General features: G+C 59.6%; 18 protein-coding genes and 2 pseudogenes. 13 read left to right on the forward strand and 7 right to left on the reverse strand.

The window, feature by feature from the left end; genetic code table 11:
• The first annotated feature begins 29 nt into the window (after positions 1-29).
• A complete protein-coding gene (locus AC1D2R_RS04665; protein ID WP_477965219.1) occupies positions 30-854 on the forward strand; it encodes a DUF72 domain-containing protein in 825 nt (274 codons plus the stop codon).
• Here the strand turns inward: AC1D2R_RS04665 and AC1D2R_RS04670 are convergent.
• The gene (locus tag AC1D2R_RS04670) at positions 843-2,318 is read right to left on the reverse strand and encodes an NAD(P)H-hydrate dehydratase (RefSeq protein ID WP_477965221.1); all 1,476 of its coding nucleotides are present in this window, start codon (positions 2,316-2,318) and stop codon (positions 843-845) included. The genes AC1D2R_RS04665 and AC1D2R_RS04670 overlap by 12 nt on opposite strands.
• A gap of 342 nt (positions 2,319-2,660) precedes the next feature.
• On the opposite strand from AC1D2R_RS04670, the gene AC1D2R_RS04675 reads away from it, so the two are divergent.
• The 3 genes from AC1D2R_RS04675 to hspQ all read left to right on the forward strand — a co-directional run bounded on the left by AC1D2R_RS04675 (position 2,661) and on the right by hspQ (position 4,937).
• Positions 2,661-2,999 (forward strand): P-II family nitrogen regulator, encoded by a 339-nt coding sequence (locus AC1D2R_RS04675; RefSeq protein WP_018900556.1) that lies wholly within the window; start codon positions 2,661-2,663, stop codon positions 2,997-2,999.
• A gap of 37 nt (positions 3,000-3,036) precedes the next feature.
• Positions 3,037-4,446, forward strand: a complete 1,410-nt coding sequence (gene glnA / locus AC1D2R_RS04680; RefSeq protein WP_477965223.1) for a type I glutamate--ammonia ligase — start codon at positions 3,037-3,039, stop codon at positions 4,444-4,446.
• A gap of 161 nt (positions 4,447-4,607) precedes the next feature.
• Positions 4,608-4,937 carry a heat shock protein HspQ gene (gene hspQ, locus AC1D2R_RS04685; protein ID WP_037061240.1) on the forward strand — a complete coding sequence of 110 codons (330 nt, stop codon included), beginning with the start codon at positions 4,608-4,610 and terminating at the stop codon, positions 4,935-4,937.
• Positions 4,938-5,057: 120 nt separating this feature from the next.
• Here hspQ and AC1D2R_RS04690 read toward each other — a convergent pair whose 3' ends face one another.
• Positions 5,058-5,705, reverse strand: a complete 648-nt coding sequence (locus AC1D2R_RS04690; protein WP_477965225.1) for an invasion associated locus B family protein — start codon at positions 5,703-5,705, stop codon at positions 5,058-5,060.
• Positions 5,706-5,974: 269 nt separating this feature from the next.
• On the opposite strand from AC1D2R_RS04690, the gene AC1D2R_RS04695 reads away from it, so the two are divergent.
• Complete coding sequence (locus tag AC1D2R_RS04695) at positions 5,975-7,780, forward strand: extracellular solute-binding protein (RefSeq protein ID WP_477965227.1); 1,806 nt, start codon at positions 5,975-5,977, stop codon at positions 7,778-7,780.
• Between the two features lie 85 nt (positions 7,781-7,865).
• Entirely contained in the window at positions 7,866-8,537 is a 672-nt protein-coding gene (locus AC1D2R_RS04700; protein WP_477965229.1) for a DsbA family oxidoreductase, read from the forward strand.
• Between the two features lie 6 nt (positions 8,538-8,543).
• On the opposite strand, the gene mfd is transcribed toward AC1D2R_RS04700, so the two are convergent.
• Positions 8,544-12,050, reverse strand: coding sequence for a transcription-repair coupling factor (mfd, locus tag AC1D2R_RS04705; RefSeq protein ID WP_477965231.1), 3,507 nt, complete (start codon positions 12,048-12,050; stop codon positions 8,544-8,546).
• Positions 12,047-12,364: an FAD assembly factor SdhE gene (locus tag AC1D2R_RS04710; RefSeq protein ID WP_477965233.1), complete on the reverse strand. Its 318-nt coding sequence runs from the start codon at positions 12,362-12,364 to the stop codon at positions 12,047-12,049. The genes mfd and AC1D2R_RS04710 overlap by 4 nt, the downstream gene beginning before the upstream one ends.
• 92 nt (positions 12,365-12,456) lie before the next feature.
• On the opposite strand from AC1D2R_RS04710, the gene recG reads away from it, so the two are divergent.
• On the forward strand, positions 12,457-14,562 hold the full coding sequence (recG, locus tag AC1D2R_RS04715; RefSeq protein ID WP_477965235.1) for an ATP-dependent DNA helicase RecG: 2,106 nt from the start codon (positions 12,457-12,459) through the stop codon (positions 14,560-14,562).
• 28 nt (positions 14,563-14,590) lie between these two features.
• Here the strand turns inward: recG and AC1D2R_RS04720 are convergent.
• A pseudogene (locus tag AC1D2R_RS04720) lies at positions 14,591-15,083 on the reverse strand (esterase-like activity of phytase family protein); the annotation flags it as partial.
• Between the two features lie 421 nt (positions 15,084-15,504).
• Between AC1D2R_RS04720 and napE the strand changes: the two are divergent.
• Genes napE through AC1D2R_RS04750 form a run of 6 tightly spaced genes read left to right on the forward strand, consistent with a single transcriptional unit; the run spans position 15,505 to position 20,140 of the window.
• Positions 15,505-15,696, forward strand: coding sequence for a periplasmic nitrate reductase, NapE protein (gene napE, locus AC1D2R_RS04725; protein WP_477965237.1), 192 nt, complete (start codon positions 15,505-15,507; stop codon positions 15,694-15,696).
• Between the two features lie 8 nt (positions 15,697-15,704).
• Positions 15,705-16,205 (forward strand): ferredoxin-type protein NapF, encoded by a 501-nt coding sequence (gene napF, locus AC1D2R_RS04730; RefSeq protein ID WP_477965403.1) that lies wholly within the window; start codon positions 15,705-15,707, stop codon positions 16,203-16,205.
• Positions 16,198-16,455, forward strand: coding sequence for a chaperone NapD (locus tag AC1D2R_RS04735; protein ID WP_477965239.1), 258 nt, complete (start codon positions 16,198-16,200; stop codon positions 16,453-16,455). Before napF ends, AC1D2R_RS04735 begins: the two co-directional genes overlap by 8 nt.
• Before the next feature lie 4 nt (positions 16,456-16,459).
• Entirely contained in the window at positions 16,460-18,967 is a 2,508-nt protein-coding gene (gene napA / locus AC1D2R_RS04740; protein ID WP_477965241.1) for a periplasmic nitrate reductase subunit alpha, read from the forward strand.
• Positions 18,934-19,437 carry a nitrate reductase cytochrome c-type subunit gene (locus AC1D2R_RS04745; RefSeq protein WP_477965243.1) on the forward strand — a complete coding sequence of 168 codons (504 nt, stop codon included), beginning with the start codon at positions 18,934-18,936 and terminating at the stop codon, positions 19,435-19,437. The genes napA and AC1D2R_RS04745 overlap by 34 nt, the downstream gene beginning before the upstream one ends.
• 4 nt (positions 19,438-19,441) lie before the next feature.
• The gene (locus tag AC1D2R_RS04750; RefSeq protein ID WP_477965245.1) at positions 19,442-20,140 is read left to right on the forward strand and encodes a NapC/NirT family cytochrome c; all 699 of its coding nucleotides are present in this window, start codon (positions 19,442-19,444) and stop codon (positions 20,138-20,140) included.
• Between the two features lie 144 nt (positions 20,141-20,284).
• On the opposite strand, the pseudogene AC1D2R_RS04755 reads toward AC1D2R_RS04750, so the two are convergent.
• Both AC1D2R_RS04755 and AC1D2R_RS04760 read right to left on the reverse strand, forming a co-directional pair.
• Positions 20,285-20,638: pseudogene (locus AC1D2R_RS04755) on the reverse strand (chloramphenicol phosphotransferase); the annotation flags it as partial.
• Between the two features lie 219 nt (positions 20,639-20,857).
• Positions 20,858-22,729: a L,D-transpeptidase family protein gene (locus AC1D2R_RS04760; RefSeq protein WP_477965247.1), complete on the reverse strand. Its 1,872-nt coding sequence runs from the start codon at positions 22,727-22,729 to the stop codon at positions 20,858-20,860.
• Positions 22,730-22,766: the final 37 nt, after the last annotated feature.

Consider the following 22,766-nt stretch of genomic DNA (forward strand, 5'->3'; position numbering starts at 1 on the left):
GGCGCGGAACCAATCGGAGGAGGAACTCAATGACAAAATCCGGCAACATTCGGGTCGGCATCGGCGGCTGGACCTTCGAGGCGTGGCGGAATCATTTTTATCCCAGCGCCCTGAAGCAGAAGGATGAGCTGCATTATGCGAGCCGCCAGTTGAGGGTCATCGAGATCAACGGGACCTACTACAGTTCGCAGAAGCCGGAGACCTTCGCGAAGTGGGCAGCCGATGTCCCGGAAGGTTTCATTTTTTCGCTGAAGGCAAGCCGCTTCGTGACCAACCGGCGCGTGCTGGCGGAAGCCGGCGAATCGATGGAACGTTTCCTGATGCAGGGGTTGACCGAGCTCGGACCTCATCTTGGTCCGATCCTGTGGCAATTCGCGCCAACCAAGAAATTCGATCCGGATGATTTCGAGGCCTTTCTCAAGCTGTTGCCGGGCAAACAGGACAGTCTTCCTCTGAAGCACGTGGTCGAGGTGCGCCACGACTCCTTCAAGGTCCCCGAGTTCGTGGGCTTGCTTGCGAAATATGGCGTGGCGCCGGTCTGCGCCGAGCATTTCGATTATCCGATGATTGCCGACGTCACCGCGGATTTCGTCTATGCGCGGCTGCAGAAGGGTTCTGACGACATCAGAACCTGCTATCCGCCCGGCGACCTTTCTGCCTGGGCGAAGCGGCTCGAGACCTGGGCCGAGGGCAAGGTGCCTGGAGACCTGCCTTTGATCGACATCGCCAGGAGAGTGAGCGAGGAGCCTCGCGATGTCTTCGCCTTCATGATTCATGAAGGTAAGGTCAACGCACCGTTCGGCGCGATCGCCTTGCAGGAAGAAATCTCGGTGCCACCTTCGTCAGGGCGGTAGCACGCAGGATACGAGGTCCTCCGCCGTAAGCCCCTTGCCCGCGCGCATTCCGGCTTCGCCATGCAGATACACACCGGCCGCCGCCGCCTCGAAGGCCGGAGTTCCCTGTGTAATCAGCGCTCCGATAATGCCGGCAAGTACGTCGCCTGATCCGGCCGTGGCAAGCCAGACCGGCGCATTGGAATTGATGAGCGCGCGCCCGTCCGGGGAAGCGATGACGCTATCTGCGCCCTTGTAGACGATCGCGGCGTTGGCGCGGCGCGCGGCCGCCTGTGCCTTGTCGACCTTGCCCATCGTCTCGTCGTCGGCAATATCGGGAAAGAGACGGCGGAATTCGCCTTCATGCGGCGTAAGGACAAGCCGGGTCTGCCCTTCCGCGAAGAGCGCGAACAACTCTGTCGGATCGTCGCGAAACGACGAGATCCCATCTGCATCCAGAACAAGGTGACGCTGCCGCAGCGCCGCGACGAAACTGCGGACCTTTGCACCGGCTCCAAAGCCCGGCCCAAGAACGAAGGTCTGCAGCCGTTCGTCTTGCAGCCAGCGAAGAAGATCGGCGTCGCTATCGACGACATGCAGCATAACCGCGGTCAGATGGGTCGCATTTTCAGCCATGGCCTCGTTCGGCGCGGCGATCGTCACAAGACCGGCCCCCGCCTTCAGCCCGGCCATCGCCGACATTCGCGCAGCTCCGGTCTTTGTGGCATCTCCGGAAAACACCACCAAATGGCCGCGTTTGTATTTGTGCGTTTCCTCACCCGGCGGCTGCAGCATGTGCGCCCAGTGGAAAGGGCCGTTCTCGGCGATCTCTCTTCGTGCTTTGGAGCGAACCATCCGCTCCGGTATGCCGATATCGAACACCTCCACCTTGCCGCAAAGCTCCCGCCCGGGAAGCAGTAGATGGCCGGGCTTCCGCGCCATGAACGTAATGGTCAGTTCGGCCGAAAAAGCGGCCCCTAGGACCTTCCCCGTACGCCCGTCGATACCGGAAGGCAGATCCACGGCAAGCACCGGTATTCCAGCCTCTGCCACACCCGCTGCAAGGATAGCAACGGCCTGCGGCACCTCACGCGTCAAGCCGGCCCCGAACAGGGCGTCAATTACCACATCTCCGGCCTTCGGGCGATAGTCATCGATCGGCAGGGTCGGTGACATCAAGAGCGCGCGCGCATGCGCCGCGTCTCCTTTCAGCTTCGCGGGATCGCCCAGATGGAAGACGTCAACACGCACGCCACTCTCTGCCAGGCAACGCGCCGCCACATAGCCATCCCCACCATTGTTGCCAGGACCGCAGAGAACAACCACGCGAAAAGCGCCGGGATGGTAGCGAAGAAGCGCGGCAGCCACGCTCGCCCCGGCACGCTGCATCAAGGCAAAACTGCTGATGCCGGATGCGGCTGCAGCCGCATCGACGGCAGCCATTTCGGTAGGCGAAAGAAGAAGGGCGGAAAGGCGTTCGGTCATCCCCTCATTCAATCAGAAACAGCCCAAATAACAACCACTTCCCTGAAAAACAAAGCGGCTAATATTTAGTCGTTTGCATATTTTTTAACCCAGACGGATGTGATGCAACTCTTTTTCAGTCAACGCGAATATTCAAGAATTCAGTCGAAATTTAAGCTTCTCGCGACTTCTTTTAAACATTTCCGGCTGAAAACGCGCGGAAAACTCGCGAAATCACAGACTTTTCCGGATCTTCGGGCCATTTCCGCAAAGATTCCGCTTTCCAACTGGCACGATAACTGCATCATACCGGCGAGCGGGTATAAACCTGCTATAACGGGAGAAGCGGAGAGTCATTTTCTCATGAAAAAGATCGAAGCGATCATAAAGCCCTTCAAGCTCGACGAAGTGAAGGAAGCCCTTCAGGAAGTTGGCCTGCAGGGTATTACAGTCACGGAAGCGAAGGGCTTCGGTCGCCAGAAAGGCCACACGGAACTGTACCGGGGTGCGGAATACGTCGTCGATTTCCTCCCCAAGGTGAAGGTGGAAGTCGTCCTCGCCGACGAAAATGCTGAGGCCGTCATCGATGCGATCCGCAAGGCCGCGCAAACCGGCCGCATTGGCGACGGCAAGATTTTTGTATCCAATATCGAAGAGGTTATTCGTATCCGCACCGGCGAAACCGGCGTGGATGCCATCTAGCCCAACGTATCGTCATCTCAAATAAAGGAACTATTTAATGGCGACCGCAAGCGAAATTCTCAAGCAAATCAAAGACAACGATGTCAAGTTCGTCGACCTGCGCTTCACCGACCCCAAGGGTAAGCTGCAGCACGTTACGATGGATGTCGTCTGCGTCGATGAAGACATGTTCGCCGATGGCGTGATGTTCGATGGCTCTTCAATCGGCGGCTGGAAGGCCATCAACGAATCCGACATGGTGCTGATGCCGGACACCGAAACGGTTCATATGGATCCGTTCTTCGCGCAGTCCACCATGGTCATTCTCTGCGATATTCTCGATCCGGTCTCGGGCGAAGCCTACAACCGCGATCCGCGCGGCACCGCGAAGAAGGCGGAAGCCTATCTCAAGGCATCGGGAATCGGCGACACCATCTTCGTTGGTCCCGAAGCCGAGTTCTTCATCTTTGACGACGTTCGCTACAAGGCCGACCCCTACAACACCGGATTCAAGCTCGACTCGACCGAACTGCCGTCAAACGACGACACCGAATACGAGACCGGCAACCTCGGTCACCGTCCGCGCGTCAAAGGCGGCTATTTCCCGGTTCCGCCGATCGACAGCTGCCAGGACATGCGCTCGGAAATGCTGACGGTCCTGTCTGAAATGGGCGTCGTCGTCGAAAAGCACCACCACGAAGTGGCTGCCGCCCAGCACGAACTCGGCATCAAGTTCGACACTCTCGTCCGCAACGCCGACAAGATGCAGATCTACAAATACGTGGTGCACCAGGTCGCCAATGCCTATGGCAAGACGGCAACCTTCATGCCGAAGCCGATCTTCGGCGACAACGGCTCGGGCATGCACGTCCACCAGTCGATCTGGAAGGGTGGAAAGCCGACCTTCGCGGGCGACGAGTACGCCGGCCTGTCCGAATCGTGCCTCTACTACATCGGCGGCATCATCAAGCATGCCAAGGCACTGAACGCATTCACCAACCCGTCGACGAACTCCTACAAGCGTCTCGTGCCGGGCTATGAAGCACCCGTGCTGCTCGCCTATTCGGCTCGTAACCGCTCGGCTTCATGCCGCATCCCCTTCGGCACCAACCCGAAGGCAAAGCGCGTCGAAGTCCGCTTCCCGGATCCGATGGCCAACCCCTACCTCGCCTTCGCAGCGATGCTGATGGCTGGCCTCGACGGCATCAAAAACAAGATCCATCCCGGCAAGGCCATGGACAAGGATCTCTATGATCTGCCGCCGAAGGAACTGAAGAAGATCCCGACGGTCTGCGGCTCGCTGCGCGAGGCACTCGAAAGCCTCGACAAGGATCGAAAATTCCTCACCGCCGGCGGTGTTTTCGATGACGATCAGATCGACTCGTTCATCGAGCTGAAGATGACCGAAGTGATGCGGTTCGACATGACGCCGCACCCAGTCGAGTACGACATGTACTACTCGGCATAACGCAAAATCAAAGAGCCCCGGTCCCAAGGCCGGGGCTTTCTTGCTTGCTCGATGTCACCTATGCCGGCCGGCTGATGTGACATTCATGTGACGAGATCTCGCACAAATCTTGATTCGAGCGAGGCCAATCACCAAATCAGGTGATGAAAGGAAGTCGTACCATGAAAGAAAGACTAGCTAAGTTCAGTATCGGCGAAGTGGTTCGGCACAAGGTATTTCCGTTTCGCGGCGTCATCTTCGATGTCGATCCGGAATTCGCGAACACGGAAGAATGGTGGAACTCCATCCCCGCCGAAGTGCGCCCGAGCAAGGACCAGCCCTTCTATCACCTGCTCGCCGAAAATGACGAGAATGAATACGTTGCCTACGTATCCGAGCAGAACCTTGTAAACGACGAAAGCGGTGTTCCGCTTCGCAACGAGCAGGTTTATCAGATTTTCGATATGGCACCGACGGGGCAGTTCAAACCCAAGATGAACCTCACCCACTAATGGCCGGTCCAGTTTGTTAAGCCCCGCGCGCATGCTTTGCAGGCGGGGCTTTTCTCTGCCTGCAAACCAATAAAAAACCCGACGCAAGGCCGGGTTCCATAAATTCCGTCGAGATCGAAATTACTGAGCCTTGGCAGCCTTCTGGGCGTCCTCAAGCTTCTTGCGAGCTTCGTCAGCCTTCTTCTGCATGCTGTCCTGCAGGCTCTTCTGGCTCTCGGCAAGCTTGGAGGCGGAAACCGCTTCGCCGTCGAACGCGCCGGTAAAGCCTTCAAGGGAAATCTTGATCGGGTTCGGCGCACGGCGGAAGTTGATCGAGGTGAGAACCAGATCGGTGCCCTTCTTGAGGCTTGCGATCATCGCGTCCGTCAGCGGGAGCTGCGCAACACAGCGATCCGGCATGCACATCAGGTAATCGATCTTCTGGCCTTTGCCGCCATCGATCTGCATCATGATGCCCGGAGGGATCAGACGTGCCGGCGGGACCGAAACCTGCAGGCTCTTGTTGTTGATCTTGCCAGAAACGCTGATGAGGCCAACGCCCGTGACAAGCTGGCCGCCACCGGCCAAGACAACGTTCTGAACGACGCAGACATCATTGTCTTCCTGCTTGCTGCAGGTCTTGTACCAACCGAGGCGAGGAGCGCCGGCAGCCTGAGCTGTTGCTTCAGCGTCCTGAGCGAAAGAAGACGCCGGAGCCGCTGCGGCGCCGAGCATCACTGCCAGAACGGACAGGGCTGCCCGGGTTTTCTTTTCAGAGTTGAACATCATAACGAATTCCGTCTCCTGGTATCCCATTGGGACAGCGGGTATGCCATCCTCACCAACAGGGTTGTTTGCACTTCACCTCTTAAAACAATAAGGCAAATGCATGACCCCCCGACTTCGGGTTCCCCTGTTACATCGCGTCGATGCAGATATCCAGCATTTCTTTGGCGTTTTCGGAATCGCTTGAAAGAAATCGCTGCGGATGGTGAATTGGGCCTGCTGCATGCTACTGTTTTGCCGAATCGTGCTGTCTGCCGGAAGGAATTTCAGGGATGCTCCGGATCGTTCTGCCCATCGTCTTCATCCTGTTTTGCGGGGCAGCACTTGCTGAGCCCGTTCACGGTATCGCCATGCACGGCGGGCCGGCCCTGCCCCCGGATTTCAAGCATCTTCCTTACGTCAACCCCGACGTCAAAAAGGGCGGCAAGATCGCGTATGGAGTCGTCGGCACATTCGACAGCCTCAATCCCTTCATTCTGAAAAGCATGCGCACGACAGCACGCGGCATGTGGGATCCGGAATACGGCAACTTCGTCTACGAGACGCTGATGCTGCGCTCACGCGACGAACCCTTTACGCTCTACGGGCTGCTTGCTGAGTCTGTCGAATGGGACGAGGACCGGACCTACATCCAGTTTAACTTGAACCCTGCGGCCAGGTGGTCGGACGGCGAACCGGTAACACCGGATGACGTCATCTTCTCGTTTAACATTCTCAAGGAAAAGGGACGCGTTCCCTTCAGCAACCGCCTCAACGCCGTCGACAAGATGGAAAAGGTGGGCGACCACGGTGTTCGATTTACACTCAATGAAAAGGCAGACCGGGAGTTTCCGCTGATTTTGGCCGGCTCGACGCCTATTCTGCCGAAACATGCGATCGATCCCGAAACGTTCGATCGGTCCACGCTTGTGCCGCCGATCGGCTCCGGCCCCTACAAGATCAAGTCGCTCAAGCCGGGCGAGAGCATCACGTTCGAACGCAATCCGAATTACTGGGCCAAAGATGTTCCCGCCAAAGTAGGATTGGACAACTACGATCAGATCACCGTGCAGTATTTCCTACAGGATACGACGCTGTTCGAGGCCTTCAAGAAGGGCGATGTGGACATTTATCCGGACGGCAGCCCCGGCCATTGGGCGAACGCATACAATTTTCCAGCAGTTTCATCCGGAAACGTCGTCAAGGACACTTTCGAACCGAAGCTGCCGAGCGGCATGTTCGGCTTTGTCTTCAACACGCGCCGACCAGTTTTCGCCAATCAAAAACTGCGCGAAGGCCTGTCGCTGATCTTCGACTTCGAATGGGCGAATAAGAACCTTTTCTCAAGCGCCTATTTACGAACCCAGAGCTTCTGGCAGAATTCCGACCTGTCGAGTTTCGGCGTTCCGGCAGACGACCGCGAGCTGAAGCTGCTCGGCCCGATCAAGGACAGGATCGATCCGGCCATTCTGGACGGGACCTACAAGCTGCCCGTTACGGACGGCTCCGGCAGGGACCGCAATGTCCTGAAGCAGGCGGTCGCGCTCCTCAAGGAGGCCGGATACACGATCAAGAACAGCAAGATGGGCGATGCCAACGGCAAGCCCCTTGCCTTCGAAATCATGACCCAGAACGCAGACCAGGAGAAGCTTGCCGTCTCCTATCAGCGTTCGCTCAACCAGCTTGGCATCACGGCTTCGATCCGTACCGTGGACGATTCGCAATATCAGAGCCGCACCAGCAGCTTCGACTACGACGTGATCGTCAAATCCTACACCTCGTCCCTGTCTCCCGGCATTGAACAGCTTGGCCGCTGGTCGTCCGCATCGAAGGATCGCGAGGGTACCGACAATTTTGCCGGCGTCGCCGATCCCGACGTCGATACGCTGATTCAGCATATCCTGACCGCGCGGTCGGCGGAGGACTTTACCGCAGCCGTACGATCGCACGATCGGATGCTGCTTTCCGGCCACTACGTGCTACCCCTCTATCATGTCGACAAGCAGTGGGTGGCGCGCAGCAAGCACATCGGCCATCCCGATGCCGTGCCGCTCTACGGCTACCAGCTGCCGGCATGGTGGGATCAGAGCGCCCAATAGATAGTTCTCTTTTCCTGCCTGGTTGAAGTCTTCAGCCTGAGGGCCTAGATGGCTCCAAGCAAACGCCCGAGGAAAGGAAACCCCAATGGAACGTATAGTCGTCGATGTCGTATCGGACGTCGTCTGCCCTTGGTGCTACCTCGGCAAGGCCCGGCTGGAGCTGGCGATCGCCGAAGTTCAGGACGAGGTCGGCGTCGATATAAATTGGCGGCCCTATCGCCTCAACCCCGACTATCCCGCCGAAGGCGTCGATCAGAAGAAGGCATTGGAGGAAAAGCTCGGTGGGGCCGAACGCGTCGCCCAGGGCCACAAGATGCTGACCGACCTAGGTAGCGAGGTCGGCATCGCCTTCGATTTCGAGGCCATCAAGATCGGTCCGAACACGCTCGATGCGCATCGGCTGATCCATTGGGCGATGGTCGAGGATCGCGAGAAGCAGGATCGCGTCGTCAACGCGCTGTTCAAGGCGAATTTCGAGGAAGGCCGCAACGTCGGCGATCACGCCGTGCTTCTCGACATCGCGGAGAGGGCCGGGCTGAACCGATCCGTCATCGCCTCGCTGCTCGCATCCGACGCCGACCGAGACCTTGTGATAGCCGAAATCCAGGCCGCCCAACAGATGGGCGTCAACGGTGTGCCGTTCTTCATCTTCGACCAGCAATATGCCGTCAGCGGCGCCCAGACACCTGACGTGCTGGCGAACGCGCTGCGCGACATTGCCAAGGCGAAGGTGGTAGCCCGCTCCGCCATGAACTGATCCGCCTTACGGCTTCGCCATCTCCGCCATTTGCGTCATGATGACGGCTGCACCTTGCAGCCGCTTTTCCGGCGTCGGAAGATCGCGGGTCAGGAACACGCTATGGTCCGGGCGGATCTTGGCCATGGAGCCCTGTTTGGCGATATAGCCCACGAGATTTGCCGGGTTCGGGAATTCCTTGTTGCGGAACGTAATGACGACGCCCTTCGGGCCTGCATCCAGCTTCTCGACATTGGCGATGCGGCAAAGCGACTTCACGTAAACGATCTTGAGGAGATGCTGAACCTCGATCGGCATGGGGCCGAACCGGTCGATCATCTCGGCACCGAAAGCGTCGATCTCCTTCAGTTCGGTAATCTCCCCGAGGCGGCGGTAGAGTGCCATGCGCAGATGCAGGTCGGGAACGTAAGCGTCCGGAATCATAACCGACGCGCCGACCGAAATCTGCGGCGACCAGCCGGTATCGTGGATTTCGTCAATGCCCTTCACCTCGGCAACCGCCTCCTCCAGCATCTGCTGATAGAGTTCGAAACCGACTTCCTTGATGTGCCCGGACTGTTCCTCGCCAAGCAGGTTGCCGGCGCCGCGGATGTCGAGATCGTGGCTTGCCAGCTGGAAGCCGGCGCCGAGCGTATCCAGCGACTGCAGAACCTTGAGCCGGCGTTCGGCCGTCGCCGTCAGCACCTTGTTGACCGGCAGCGTGAAGAGCGCAAAGGCACGCACCTTCGAGCGTCCCACGCGGCCTCGCAACTGGTAGAGCTGCGCCAGCCCGAACATATCGGCGCGGTGTACGATCAGCGTATTGGCGGTCGGCACATCGAGGCCGGATTCGACGATCGTGGTCGATAGCAGAACGTCATAACGGCCCTCATAGAAAGCATTCATGATGTCTTCGAGTTCGCCCGCCGGCATCTGCCCGTGCGCCACCGCGACCTTCAGCTCCGGCACATCGGAGCGAAGGAATGCATGCACATCCTCAAGGTCGGCAAGACGCGGGCAGACATAGAAACTCTGACCGCCGCGATAGTGCTCGCGCATCAGTGTCTCGCGGATGACAAGCGAATCGAACGGCGAAATAAAGGTGCGAACCGCCATACGGTCGACCGGCGGTGTGGTGATCAGCGACAGCTCCCGCACGCCCGTCATGGCCAACTGCAACGTGCGAGGAATGGGCGTTGCCGAAAGCGTCAGAACGTGAACGTCGCTCTTCAGCTCCTTCAGGCGCTCCTTGTGCTTGACGCCGAAATGCTGCTCTTCGTCGATGATCAGAAGCCCGAGATTGGCGAACTGAATACCTGCACCGAGAAGGGCATGCGTTCCGACGACGATGTCAGTCTTCCCTTCGGCGACTTCCTTTTTTGTCAGCGCCAGCTCCTTGGAGCCCACGAGGCGCGAGGCCTGCTGGATTCGGACCGGGAGCCCACGAAAACGCTCGGAGAAGGTCTTGAAATGCTGGCGCGACAGGAGCGTCGTCGGTACGACCACGGCGACCTGAATGCCGTTCATGGCAGCTACGAAGGCCGCGCGAAGCGCTACTTCCGTCTTGCCGAAGCCGACGTCGCCGCAAACGAGGCGATCCATCGGACGCCCTGCGCCAAGATCGCTTCGCACGGCCTCAATGGCGGTATCCTGATCTTCCGTCTCGTCGTAAGGGAAGCGGGCGGCAAACTCGTCGTAGAGCCCTTCCGGAGTCGTCAGGACGGGCGCATGCCGGGTGAGGCGTTCGGCTGCGATGCGGATCAGTGCATCCGCCATATCGAGCAACCGCTTCTTGAGCTTGGCCTTGCGCATCTGCCATGCGCCGCCGCCGAGCTTGTCGAGCGGGGCCTCAGTACCCTCACCGCCGTAGCGCGACAACAGGTCGATGTTTTCGACCGGCAGGAATAGCTTGGCATCGTCGGCATACTGCAATTCAAGGCACGCATGCGCGGCCCCGGCTGCCTCGATGGTTCTGAGACCGATGAAACGCCCGATTCCGTGTTCGGCGTGCACGACGACCGAGCCCTCGTCAAGCCCGGCGACCTCGGAGATGAAATCGGCGGCTCGCTTGCGCCTTTTGGAACGGCGCACCATACGGTCGCCGAGGATGTCTTGCTCGCCAATAACGAGGAGATTGCCGGCTTCGAACCCGGACTCAAGACTATACACAGCCGCTGCCGCCTCGCCCTTTTCAAGGCTGGCAATGTCCTTCAGCGCCGCAATCGGCTTGACGCGCTCGAGTCCATGTTCGTTTAGGACCTGCAACAACCGCTCCAGCGAGCCTTCGGTCCAGGCGGTTATGAGCACCTTCGCACCGCTGGAGCGCCTCTCGGCGATATGTTTGACGACCACGTCGAAGACGTTGACGCGCTCGGCATTGCCTCCACCCTCGGCATTCGATCTCGCCCAGCGCTCGCCCTGGCGCGCATCGAGGTTGACGACGCGCCGCGCTTCGCCCTCATGCTCGTTGAATGGCGAAATGCGCACCGCATTGAACGCATCGAGCGTGCTGGCGAAGGTCTTACCGTCGAGATAGAGCTGGCCGGGCACAACCGGTTTGTAGGGCGTGCCCTGCGACATCTGGCCCTTGCTAGGCTGGCCGGAGTTCAGACGGGCATCGTAGTAGTCGAAAACGAGCTTCGAGCGCTCTTCGCCAGCCTCGCGGACCGTGTGATCGACGACCAGCCGGAAGCCCTTCAGATAGTCGAAGACGGTCTCAAGCTTCTCATAGAAGAGTGGCAGCCAATGCTCCATGCCGGGATAGCGACGGCCTTCGGAGATGGCGAGGTAAAGCGCGTCGTCCCGGGTCGCCGCGCCAAAGGCTGACAGGTAATTCTTGCGGAAGCGGCTGATCGTGTCCGGCGTCAGCGTCACCTCGCTCATCGGATTGAGATCGAGCGAGCGGACCTGTCCTATTGTGCGCTGGTTTGCCGGATCGAAGCTGCGGATGCTCTCCAGCGTGTCGCCGAAGAAGTCGAGCCGTACCGGCTCTTCCGAACCGGGCACGAAGACGTCGAGGATACCGCCGCGAACCGCGTATTCGCCGACTTCGCGAACCGTCGCGACACGATCGAAGCCGTTGCGCTCCAGCCGACCGGCAACATCGTCCATGCGAACTTGATTGCCGGGGCGCGCCGAAAACGCCAGGCTTTCGATCACATCCTGCGGTGCCACCTTCTGCAGCATCGCGTTGACGGTGACGAGCACGATCGCCGCGTGCGGCTTTCTGTGGTGGGCAATAAGACCGCTCAGCGCGGCAAGTCGGCGCGCGGACGTATCGGCGCTCGGCGAGACGCGGTCGTATGGAAGACAGTCCCATGCCGGCAAGGTCAGAACCGGAATATCAGGCGCGACGAAGCCGAGCATCTGCTCAAGATCCCCCATGCGCTGACCGTCGGAGAGCACATAGGCGACCGGCCCGCCGGCGCGCGCAAGCTCCGCAAGCAGTACGGGCTCGAGCCCTGCAGGCACGTTGCCGATCGTCAGCGGCTCGGCAACGGCTGCGAGCTTCTTCGCGTCAAAACCTGGGATCATTCTGCATTCCTGGACAAGGCATCGGCGGGGTGTTCAAAATCAGGCTTGTAGGCTGCAAGGCGCTCGAACATCGGTGTCCGGAAACGCTCTGGCACCAGCCATGTTCCCATGATCCAGCGCATCAGGTCGTTGTCCTCCTCCGCCATGATGGTTTCGAACTCGTCGAGTTCGACATCCGACAACACAGCGATTTCCTTCTCGGCAAACTGGCCGAACACCAGGTCCATCTCCCGGATACCCCGGTGCCAGCAGCGGAACAGAATCCGGCGGCGGCGAGGATCGAGATCGGCGCTCGAGAGTGTCACACCCGTCATGGCATTACCTTCCTGTTGATGCGCCTCTATAGACCCTCGAAAGCGGCTTGTCAGCCTTGCCAAGACCGCATTGTTCATCGCATTTTGCCGCAATGCGTCCTGCCATTCTCGATCCCCTGTTTTCTCCCGTTTCGGCACTCCCCGGCGTCGGATCCAAGATTGCCGACCTGCTGGTGAAGCTGCTCGGACGTGAGACGGTGGAGGATTGCAGGGTTGTCGATATGCTCTTTCATGCGCCGCATTCGCTGATCGACCGGCGAAACAAGCCGGGTATTACCCGCGCACCGCAAGGCGCGATCGTCACGATCACCGGCAGTGTCGACCGGCACCAAGCACCGCCGAACCGGAAGAGCAACGTTCCCTACCGCGTCTTCCTGCACGATGAGACCGGCGAACTCACCCTCGTCTTCTTTCGCGGCCAGTCGACGTGGCTGGAGAAGCAGCTGCCCCTCGACGAAGAGGTTACTGTCAGCGGCAAGATCGACTGGTTCAACGGCCGCGCCTCGATGGTGCACCCGGATTACATCGTAAAGGCAAGCGACGCGCAAAACCTGCCGCTGGTCGAGCCGATCTATCCGCTCACCGCCGGCCTTGCGCCCAAGACGCTCCGGAAGACCATCCAAGCGGCCCTGCAGCGTACGCCCGAAATGCCGGAATGGATCGATCTGACCCTGACCGAGAAGCAAGGCTTTCCCTCGATCCGGGACAGCTTCCATATGCTGCACGAACCGCGGGATCCCTCCGACATCGATCCGCAAGCCCCTGCCCGCCGCCGCCTTGCCTATGACGAGTTTCTGGCCGGACAGCTGTCCCTGGCGCTGGTGCGCCAGCGGCTGCGCAAGGTTGCCGGGAAGCCGGTGCACGCCACCGGCATCCTCAGTAGCCAGATCCTGCAGGCACTGCCGTTCTCGCCAACGCAGAGCCAGGCGACCGCGACCGCCGAGGTCCTGCAGGACATGTCCGGCGACGATCGTATGCTGCGGCTGCTGCAGGGCGACGTCGGCTCCGGCAAGACGCTGGTGGCGCTGATGGCGATGGCCGCGGTGATTGAGAGCGGCGGCCAAGCCGTGCTGATGGCGCCGACTGAAATCCTGGCACGCCAGCACCATGCAACGATCTCGAAATTCGCGGCGTCCGCCGGGCTCCGCACAGAGGTGCTGACCGGCCGTACCAAGGGGCGCGAACGCGAGGAGATCCTGGAGCGGATCGCCTCCGGCCAAGCGCAGATCGTCATCGGCACCCACGCGTTGTTTCAAGACAGCGTCAACTATCAAAACCTGATGCTCGCCGTCGTTGACGAACAGCATCGTTTCGGCGTCCATCAGCGCCTGCGGCTGACCGCCAAGGGTATTACCCCACACATGCTGGTGATGACCGCTACCCCGATCCCCCGCACGTTGGTGCTCGCTGCTTTTGGCGACATGGATGTCTCCAAGCTCACCGAGAAACCAGCAGGCCGCAAACCCATCCTGACGATCACGGTGCCAACGGAACGAACCGGCGACATCGTCGGCCGGCTGAAGAGTGCATTGGCAGAGGGCAAGAAAGCCTATTGGATCTGCCCGCTTGTCGAGGAATCGGAGGAGAGCGACCTGATGTCCGTCGAGGAACGGCATACGACCCTCGTCTCCACGCTCGGTCCGGGCATCGGCCTGATCCATGGCCGTATGAGCGGCCCGGAAAAAGACGCCGTCATGTTGGCATTCAAGAGCGGCGATATCCGCCTACTCGTAGCCACCACGGTCGTCGAAGTCGGCGTCGACGTGCCCGACGCGACGATCATGGTGATCGAACACGCGGAGCGCTTCGGCCTTGCCCAGTTGCACCAGCTCCGCGGTCGCGTCGGGCGCGGCGACGAGGCCTCGACTTGCATCCTGCTTTACAGGGGGCCGCTCAGCGAAACCGGCCATGCCCGGCTGTCGATCATGCGTGAAACGGAGGACGGCTTCAGTATCGCCGAGGAAGACTTGAAGCTGCGGGGCGAAGGCGAGCTGTTGGGCACGCGCCAGTCAGGAACGCCGGGCTTCCGAATAGCCAGCCTTGAGGCGCACGCCGATCTTCTGGAGATTGCCAGGAAGGACGCTGCCTACCTGATCGAACGCGACGCCGAGCTGACCAGCGAACGTGGCAAGGCCGTACGCACGCTGCTCTACCTCTTCCGACGAGACGAGGCAATCCGATTCCTGCACGCAGGCTGAGGAGCGGACGCGACGTGCTCCGCTCGAGGGGGAAATCGCCGCTGGCAGCGCGAAAGCCCGATTCCGGGTCCAGACCTGTCGCGCCGTTTTCGTTGTTATCGCCGAGCAGCATGGAGCCTACCAGCTTCGCTTCACCGCCAGCCTGCTCTTTCCCGGTCACCGGTGCCGCACCGGGTGGGGTCGGCGTCAACTGGATGTCAATGGTGTTGAGACGCGGACGGTGGTCCGTAGTTCCCTCGACATTGTAACCGCGATCGGGAAGCAGCCAGAGCGAGCCTTTGTAGCCCACTCCGTCGCCCGGTGGGGTCGATCGACATACCCGAACCCGACCCAAAGATTTCGCCAAACGTGTCCCGCTGATTGGCAGGGATGCGCCCCACAGCAACGAGCCTCGTATTGGCAAAGACAATGCCGCCGACAGTTGCGGTGTTCTCCGCAAACGCGGCAAAAGGCATAAATGCAACGGATGCGACGAGGGCCGCAGCCAGATGGCGCGGCTTGATGAATGACGAACCTTTCATAGGGCAATGTCCTTTGGAAAATACTCGCATGGCAGACTTGCCTGGGGGACGCCTTCGCTCACCACGCGCCGCGTCGAGCCCGAAGCGGCGGCTACGCCGATTGTGCCCGCAAGCCTTCCGCGCTGCATTTAAGTCGGCAACAAATATTGAAATGACAGTCGCGAGCACCCACACCACCTCCCGGGACACGATCTTGCGACCCTCAAGAGGTCGAGCAGATGTGAGATCGCAATTGACGCCTTCCCGCACATCGCAATTCGCCCCTGGTGGCAGGAGTTAAACTACGCACGAGGAATTCGCTGGAAAAGCAGCTTTTCAACGGTCAACAATGGGAAATAACCTGAGTATAAAAATGTAGTATTTTCGCCCTTTATTTCATTATTTCCATTGATACTATACACCCCAAGATTAAGGGGTGTTGATGTCGGAGCCGTCTCACAAAAGTTTGGCCAACGCACGAGTGCCCTCGCAGCGGCGCGCCGAGCTTTTGAGATTTTTCGTCCTGGCGTTCGGCATCTGGCCGATGATTGCAGTCGGTGTGGTCGGCGGTTTCGGTTTCGCCGTTTGGATGTGGCAGATCGTTTTCGGGCCACCTGGACCGCCCGGACATTGAGGCGGGTGATGCGCGCGGAATTTATCTCACGTCGCGATCTGTTCCTGGGCTCCTCCGCCCGGAAGAGCCGTGGAATCTGTCCCCCGGGTGCGTCCTCCCGAAGTCTTCAATCGTGTACAGGCTGTGGGCTCTGCGCCGAACATTGTCCCACCGGGATTATCGGCTTGATCAACGGCCTGCCATCGCTCGATTTCTCGTCGGGCGAATGTACGTTCTGCGGCGAATGCAGGACAGTCTGTCCGGAGCCTGTATTCGAACCGGATGCTGTGCGTCGCTTTCCCCACGCCGCCGTGATCACCGATGCCTGCCTGACAAAGCAGGATGTTGCATGCCAGTCATGCGGCGAAAGTTGTCCCGAACAGGCAATCCGTTTCCGGCCGCGCCTGGGCGGCCCGTTTGTACCGGAGCTCAACGAGCAGATTTGCAATGGTTGCGGCGCGTGCCTACAGGTCTGCCCTGTCGGAGCGATTGGAACCAAACCCCGCGAACAGGAGGCGGCCGATGTCTGAGACAACGTTGTCGTATCACATTTCAAGCGCGGTGATCGCGACGCTGCCCGCGCGGACAGACGACGTTCTTGCCGAGATTGGCATGATGGAAAATGTCGAGGTCCATGGGAATGCAGGCGGCAAGATTGTCATCGTCATCGAGGGCACGAGTACCGGCATGATGGGAGAATGCCTGTCGATGATATCGCTCCTCGACGGGGTCATCTCGGCGAATATGGTCTTCGAGCATGTCGAAACGGAGGAGGCGTAGAGCAATGACCGGAGGATTGACGCGGCGTGATATTCTGAAGGCCCACGCAGCCGGAATTGCCGCCGCTACGGCAGGAATAGCGCTTCCGGCTGCCGCACAGCCCGTGCCGGGAGGGGTTGGCGCGCTGGAGATCAAATGGTCGAAAGCGCCCTGTCGATTTTGTGGGACCGGTTGCGGCGTGATGGTCGGCGTCAAGCAAGGCCAGGTCGTCGCGACCCACGGTGACATGCAGGCGGAGGTAAATCGCGGCCTGAACTGCATCAAGGGCTACTTCCTTTCCAAGATCATGTACGGCCAGGACAGATTAAAGACTCCGCTTTTGCGCAAGCGCGACGGCGTCTACGCCAAGGATGGTGAGTTCACGCCGGTGAGTTGGGACGAAGCCTTCGATGTGATGGCGCAGCAGTGCAAGAAGGTGCTGAAGGAGAAGGGTCCAACGGCTGTCGGCATGTTCGGCTCCGGCCAATGGACGATCTTCGAGGGCTATGCGGCAACCAAGCTGATGCGTGCCGGGTTCCGGTCCAACAATCTCGATCCAAACGCCCGCCACTGCATGGCGTCAGCTGCAGTCGCCTTTATGCGCACCTTCGGCATGGATGAGCCGATGGGATGCTACGACGATTTCGAGAACGCAGACGTCTTCGTGCTCTGGGGATCGAACATGGCGGAGATGCATCCGATCCTGTGGACGCGTGTTGCCGATCGCCGCCTCGGCCAGCCGCATGTGCGCGTCGCGGTTCTGTCGACCTTCACCCATCGCAGTATGGACCTGGCCGACATCCCGATCATCTTCAAACCGGGAACCGACCTTGCGATCCTCAACTACATCGCCAACCACATCATCCAGACCGGACGCGTGAACAAAGCGTTTGTCGAGCAACACACCAAATTCGCCCGCGGCGCGACTGACATCGGTTACGGCCTGCGGCCGGACAATCCGGTGGAAGTGAAGGCTGCCAATTCGACCGATCCTGGCAAGACCGAGCCGATAGACTTCGAGGCCTTCAAGGAGTTCGTCGCCGAATACACACTGGAGAAAACGGTCGAGATGACCGGTGTCGACCCGGAGTTCCTGAAGCAATTGGCGGAGCTCTATGCCGACCCCGACCGTAAGGTCATGTCGCTCTGGACAATGGGGTTCAACCAGCATGTCCGCGGCGTCTGGGCGAACCAGATGGTCTATAACCTGCACCTGCTAACCGGAAAAATCTCCGAGCCGGGAAACAGTCCGTTCTCGCTGACGGGCCAGCCTTCGGCCTGCGGCACGGCGCGCGAGGTCGGAACCTTCGCGCACCGTCTCCCGGCTGACATGGTTGTTACCAATCCCGAGCATCGCAGGCATGCAGAGGAAATCTGGCGCATCCCGCACGGCATCATCCCCGAGAAGCCGGGTTACCACGCGGTGCAGCAGGATCGCATGCTGAAGGACGGCAAGCTCAATTTTTACTGGGTACAGGTGAACAACAACGTCCAGGCCGGGCCGAATACCGCTAACGAGACCTATCAGGGCTATCGCAATCCCGATAACTTCATCGTCGTTTCTGACGCCTATCCGACCATCACGGCGATGAGCGCCGACCTCATCCTGCCGGCGGCCATGTGGGTGGAAAAGGAAGGCGCTTATGGCAACGCGGAGCGAAGGACCCATGTCTGGCATCAGCTTGTGCAGGCGTCCGGGGAAGCGCGCTCCGATCTCTGGCAGTTGATGGAGTTCTCGAAGCGTTTCACGACCGATGAGGTTTGGCCGCGCGAGATACTCGACTCCAATCCGGCCTATCGCGGCAAGACGCTATTTGACGTGCTGTTTCGCAATGGCGAGGTGGACCGTTTTCCACTCAGCGAGATCAATGCCGACTACGCCAATAACGAGGCCGAGGCCTTCGGCTTCTACGTCCAGAAGGGCCTGTTCGAGGAGTACGCATCATTCGGACGCGGACATGGTCATGATCTGGCACCCTATGATCTCTATCACGAAGTGCGTGGACTGCGTTGGCCCGTTGTGAACGGGCAGGAGACGAAGTGGCGCTACCGCGAGGGATACGACCCCTATGTGAAACCCGGTGAAGGCGTGAAATTCTACGGGCAGCCGGACGGTAAGGCGGTCATCCTCGCAGTGCCATACGAGCCGCCGGCGGAATCGCCCGACGAGGAGTTCGATTTCTGGTTGGTGACAGGGCGCGTGCTCGAACACTGGCATTCCGGATCGATGACCATGCGGGTGCCAGAACTCTACCGGGCGTTCCCTGGCGCGCGCTGCTTCATGAATGCCGACGACGCCCGCAAGCGGGGCATCAACCAGGGCGCGGAAGTGCGCATTGTCTCTCGGCGCGGCGAAATCCGCTCGCGCATCGACATCCGGGGCAGAAACCGGATGCCTGCAGGCGTCATCTTCGTCCCTTGGTTCGATGCCAGCCAGTTGATCAACAAGGTTACGCTCGACGCCACCGATCCCATCTCTAAACAGACGGATTTCAAAAAATGCGCGGTCAAGATTCTCCCCGTCGCCTTTTGAGGCGGCCCGAATGGACAGTAGTCGCGGCTGGCCTCTTGGTGTTCGTCGCGACCGCGGCCATTGGTCAAGTGGTGTCGCAGCAGGTACCACAGCTCGAGGGCCCTACGCCTTCGATGGAAACGGGCGCTGCTGCGCCATTACCGAAATGGGTGATCGACGACCAGCGCAAGATGCGGGCGTACCCCGACCAGCCGCCGATTATCCCGCACTCGATCGAGGGCTACGAGCTTTCGGTCAATGCCAACCGGTGCCTTTCGTGTCACAAGCGCGAGTTCACGCAGGATTCGGGCGCGCCGATGATCAGTGTGACGCACTACATGACGCGAGATGGACAGATGATCGCCGACGTTTCGCCGAGGCGCTACTTCTGCACAGCCTGTCACGTTCCGCAGGCGAATACCCCACCACTGGTAGACAGTACCTTCAAGGATATGAGCGAATTGGGTTTCAAGCCGGCGGGAAGCGAGTGATGCCATGATCGCCTGGATCAGGAAAGCTATTCTGTGGGCTTGGGGGATCATGATCACGCCAGCCGGGACGCTCGGACTGGGTTTCCTGACGTTGGGTGGTTTCATTGGCGGCGTGATGTTCTGGGGCGCGTTCAACACGGCACTGGAGCTAACCAATACCGAAAAATTCTGTACCTCATGCCATGAGATGCATGACAACGTTTATCAGGAACTGACGCGCACGATCCACTTTTCTAACCGCTCAGGCGTGCGCGCGAGCTGCCCCGACTGTCATGTGCCGCACCAGTGGACCGACAAGATCGCGCGCAAGATGCAGGCGTCGAAGGAGGTGTGGGGCAAAATCTTCGGAACGATCAACACCCGGTCGAAATTCCTTGAGCACCGGCTTGAACTGGCGCAGCACGAATGGGGCCGCATGAAAGCCAACGACAGTCTGGAATGCCGAAACTGCCATTCCTCGGTCGCGATGGACCTGCAGAAGCAAACCCAAAGAGCCGCCGAAATCCATACGCGATACCTCCTCTCGGGAAAAGCAACGTGCATTGATTGCCATAAGGGCATTGCGCACGAATTGCCCAACATGGAAGGGATTGATCCCGGCTGGAAAATGCCGAAGGAGTTGGAAGGAAAAAAGATGGCCGGAAGTACACCGGTCGACGATCTCCGGCGCGCCTTGGGCGAACTTCACGCGGAGGCTTTCTGACGGTCTAGAAAAGGCCGAGAGGCCCCGGCGCTTGTCGAGCATCTTCGGGTCGAGGCGCGAACAGGCAACGGCAGGCCTCAACAAGCGCCGCTGCAGCCTATCTCGCATCTCTACGGCTAACAACGTGATCCCGTAGCCGTTAATCGATTTCAAGTGCTCGCGCCGTGGGGGCGACGAAATGCGGCGTGCCAATTCCTCTTCGGCACAAAAGCAATAATTGGGACAAAAACCGCGTCGCACTGTCTGGCTGCGTCAACGAATTGGAGGTACGTCCGAGTGCTCCGCTCGTCTCCTTCGACACCGGCATGAGTGAAGATGAAATTTGCCGAGAGGCGATTGCATCCAAGACGGTTGCCTGACCCGTCCAGTGTACTCCGATACTCCGTTTGGCAGCGGAGAAGTCCCATCCTCAAGTAGGAGGCGTAGTCGGGTTGTTGAACCAGTGATTGCCCACAATCTTTGCGGGATAAGCGAGCGAAGTTGTTTGCCGATTGTCAGCTTCCCGACGCCTGGGAAGTATGACGAATGTGGACTAAGCGACTACCAACGCTACCGTCGTTGGCGGTTGGGGGTATTCGCTACATGGTTCCAATAAATTGTCTACGGTCGCCAAAGCCACGACCGCCATTGGACGCGGCAACAGGACCTAATCTGATCGACTTAAGATCGGACGTAAAAAAATCGCTGCGCGGCAAAAGGGCCGCGCAGCGCTGGAGATCAAATCTGGGCGTCCCGCGCCTTCGTCGTGGCCTGGAAGGCTTTTTCGACATAGGCATCGCGACCATAGACGTCGTCAAAATACTGCACGACACCGTCCTTGTTCGGCCAAGCCGTGAAGTAGGCGACATAGACCGGGATCTTCTGAGGAACCTGAACGGCATGGTTCTGGCCGGTCGCGATTTCCTTTCCGATCTCGCCCACCGTCGTGCTCAGAACAGCCGCCGCCATGGCGCGCGGATCGGCAAGGCGAACGCACCCGTGGCTGAGCGCTCGGATGTCCCGCTTGAAGAAGCTCTTCGACGGCGTGTCGTGCATGTAGATCGCATGCGAGTTGGGGAACAGGATCTTCAGTTCGCCGAGCGCATTGTCGCCGCTCGGCGGCTGCCGCACGGAAACATTCGAGGTCGAGCCGTACCAATCGACGCTCGAAGACGCGACGGCACGTCCGTTGACCTGAACCTCGTAGCCCATGCGGTCGAGGTAGTTCGGGTCTGAGCGCAGATGCGGCAGCATTTCGTTGATGATGATCGACTGAGGCACGCCCCAGAACGGGTTAAACTCGACGGTCTCGATCTGGTCCTGGAAGAAGAACGTCTGATGCGACGACTGTCCCACAACCACCCGCATCGACAACTGCTCCTTGTTGTCGTTGTGGTAGTAGACCATATAGGCGGGCTGATTAATGAAGACGTAGCGCGAGCCAAGGTCGTCCGGCAGCCAGCGCGCCTGTTCCATGGCGACGACCAGCTTTTCGATCCTCGAGCCGTTGGTGTCGCCACCAGTCATGACGCGAATGGTGGCCTGGCCGATTACGCCGTCTGCCTTCAGGCCGTGTTCCTTCTGGAAGCTTTCGACCAGAGAAACGATCTCCGGAGAATAGTCAGTGCCACCGGCATACGATGCAAGCGTCACGGCATTTTCGGCCTTGAGCGCAGCCGATCCATGCTTGTCGATAGCCTTGACAATGTTCGGGATCTCTGTCGAGTTGCCACCTGGGCGCAGAAGACCGTCGAGCGCGATATTGATCCGCTCCTCGGCATGACCTTCGCCCCTCAACTTCGCAAGTTCAGACTTAAGTGTCACGAACTCCGGGCCATCGGGCGAGCGGCTGGAGACGTAAGCCGCCACATCCGGGCTCATGCGCGCAAGTTTCAAAACCGGATCCAGATTGACGGCCTTGCGCACGAAATCGTGGTAGCCCGACAGTTTGTTGGGATCGACGCGGCCGCGCACCGTGTCCTGCGTATATGCCAGAACCTTGGCCGACAGCTGGAGTTCGAACTGAGTCAAAGCGCGGTCGCGCGCTGCGGGATCCGGATTGACCGGATCGACCGACGGTACCTCGATTGCATAATCCGCGGGATCAAGACCGACGGAAGCTGCGTCGGCCAGCGCGCTCATCGCTGCCTTGGCGCGGTCGCTGATGTCAGTCCCCGTGAGCCAGATCAGCGGATTTTTGGCATCGCCGTAATAATTCTCCAGCGCCTTGGCGACTTCGACCGGCGCACGCACCTTCGCCTCGATCAGGAACCGGCGCTGTACCGACGGCGCAACCTCGGCCGATGCTGTCGTAGCGGCAACGGCGCCGGTGACAACCGGATCCGTGAACTTGCCGGTATCGACATAGCGCATGGGGTCAGGCTTGTAGGTATAGTAGGTCGGTGCCGAAACCTTCGGCAGCGGCGCGTCGGGCGCCATTTGACCATAAGGAGAGACCGGTACCGGACGGATCATGGTGCTCTGGGTCCGGGCGCGGTCGCCACGGATCATATCCATTAGCGTGTACGCATGCGCGGGCGCGACCCCCAGGGCCGCTACGCCGCATGAAAGCGCGAGTGCGGATGCCGCACTTTTCAAAAGGAATGCCATATTTTTTTCCAGTCCCAGTATCATGCTGTCTTCAACC

The organism is Rhizobium sp. P1_C7 (genome assembly GCF_056406295.1).

Coding starts and splice junctions, on each gene's coding strand:
- AC1D2R_RS04665 (WP_477965219.1), top strand. CDS start 30: ATGACAAAATCCGGCAACATTCGGGTCGGCATCGGCGGCTGGACCTTC.
- AC1D2R_RS04670 (WP_477965221.1), bottom strand. CDS start 2,318: ATGACCGAACGCCTTTCCGCCCTTCTTCTTTCGCCTACCGAAATGGCT.
- AC1D2R_RS04675 (WP_018900556.1), top strand. CDS start 2,661: ATGAAAAAGATCGAAGCGATCATAAAGCCCTTCAAGCTCGACGAAGTG.
- glnA (WP_477965223.1), top strand. CDS start 3,037: ATGGCGACCGCAAGCGAAATTCTCAAGCAAATCAAAGACAACGATGTC.
- hspQ (WP_037061240.1), top strand. CDS start 4,608: ATGAAAGAAAGACTAGCTAAGTTCAGTATCGGCGAAGTGGTTCGGCAC.
- AC1D2R_RS04690 (WP_477965225.1), bottom strand. CDS start 5,705: ATGATGTTCAACTCTGAAAAGAAAACCCGGGCAGCCCTGTCCGTTCTG.
- AC1D2R_RS04695 (WP_477965227.1), top strand. CDS start 5,975: ATGCTCCGGATCGTTCTGCCCATCGTCTTCATCCTGTTTTGCGGGGCA.
- AC1D2R_RS04700 (WP_477965229.1), top strand. CDS start 7,866: ATGGAACGTATAGTCGTCGATGTCGTATCGGACGTCGTCTGCCCTTGG.
- mfd (WP_477965231.1), bottom strand. CDS start 12,050: ATGATCCCAGGTTTTGACGCGAAGAAGCTCGCAGCCGTTGCCGAGCCG.
- AC1D2R_RS04710 (WP_477965233.1), bottom strand. CDS start 12,364: ATGACGGGTGTGACACTCTCGAGCGCCGATCTCGATCCTCGCCGCCGC.
- recG (WP_477965235.1), top strand. CDS start 12,457: ATGCGTCCTGCCATTCTCGATCCCCTGTTTTCTCCCGTTTCGGCACTC.
- napE (WP_477965237.1), top strand. CDS start 15,505: ATGTCGGAGCCGTCTCACAAAAGTTTGGCCAACGCACGAGTGCCCTCG.
- napF (WP_477965403.1), top strand. CDS start 15,705: ATGCGCGCGGAATTTATCTCACGTCGCGATCTGTTCCTGGGCTCCTCC.
- AC1D2R_RS04735 (WP_477965239.1), top strand. CDS start 16,198: ATGTCTGAGACAACGTTGTCGTATCACATTTCAAGCGCGGTGATCGCG.
- napA (WP_477965241.1), top strand. CDS start 16,460: ATGACCGGAGGATTGACGCGGCGTGATATTCTGAAGGCCCACGCAGCC.
- AC1D2R_RS04745 (WP_477965243.1), top strand. CDS start 18,934: ATGCGCGGTCAAGATTCTCCCCGTCGCCTTTTGAGGCGGCCCGAATGG.
- AC1D2R_RS04750 (WP_477965245.1), top strand. CDS start 19,442: ATGATCGCCTGGATCAGGAAAGCTATTCTGTGGGCTTGGGGGATCATG.
- AC1D2R_RS04760 (WP_477965247.1), bottom strand. CDS start 22,729: ATGGCATTCCTTTTGAAAAGTGCGGCATCCGCACTCGCGCTTTCATGC.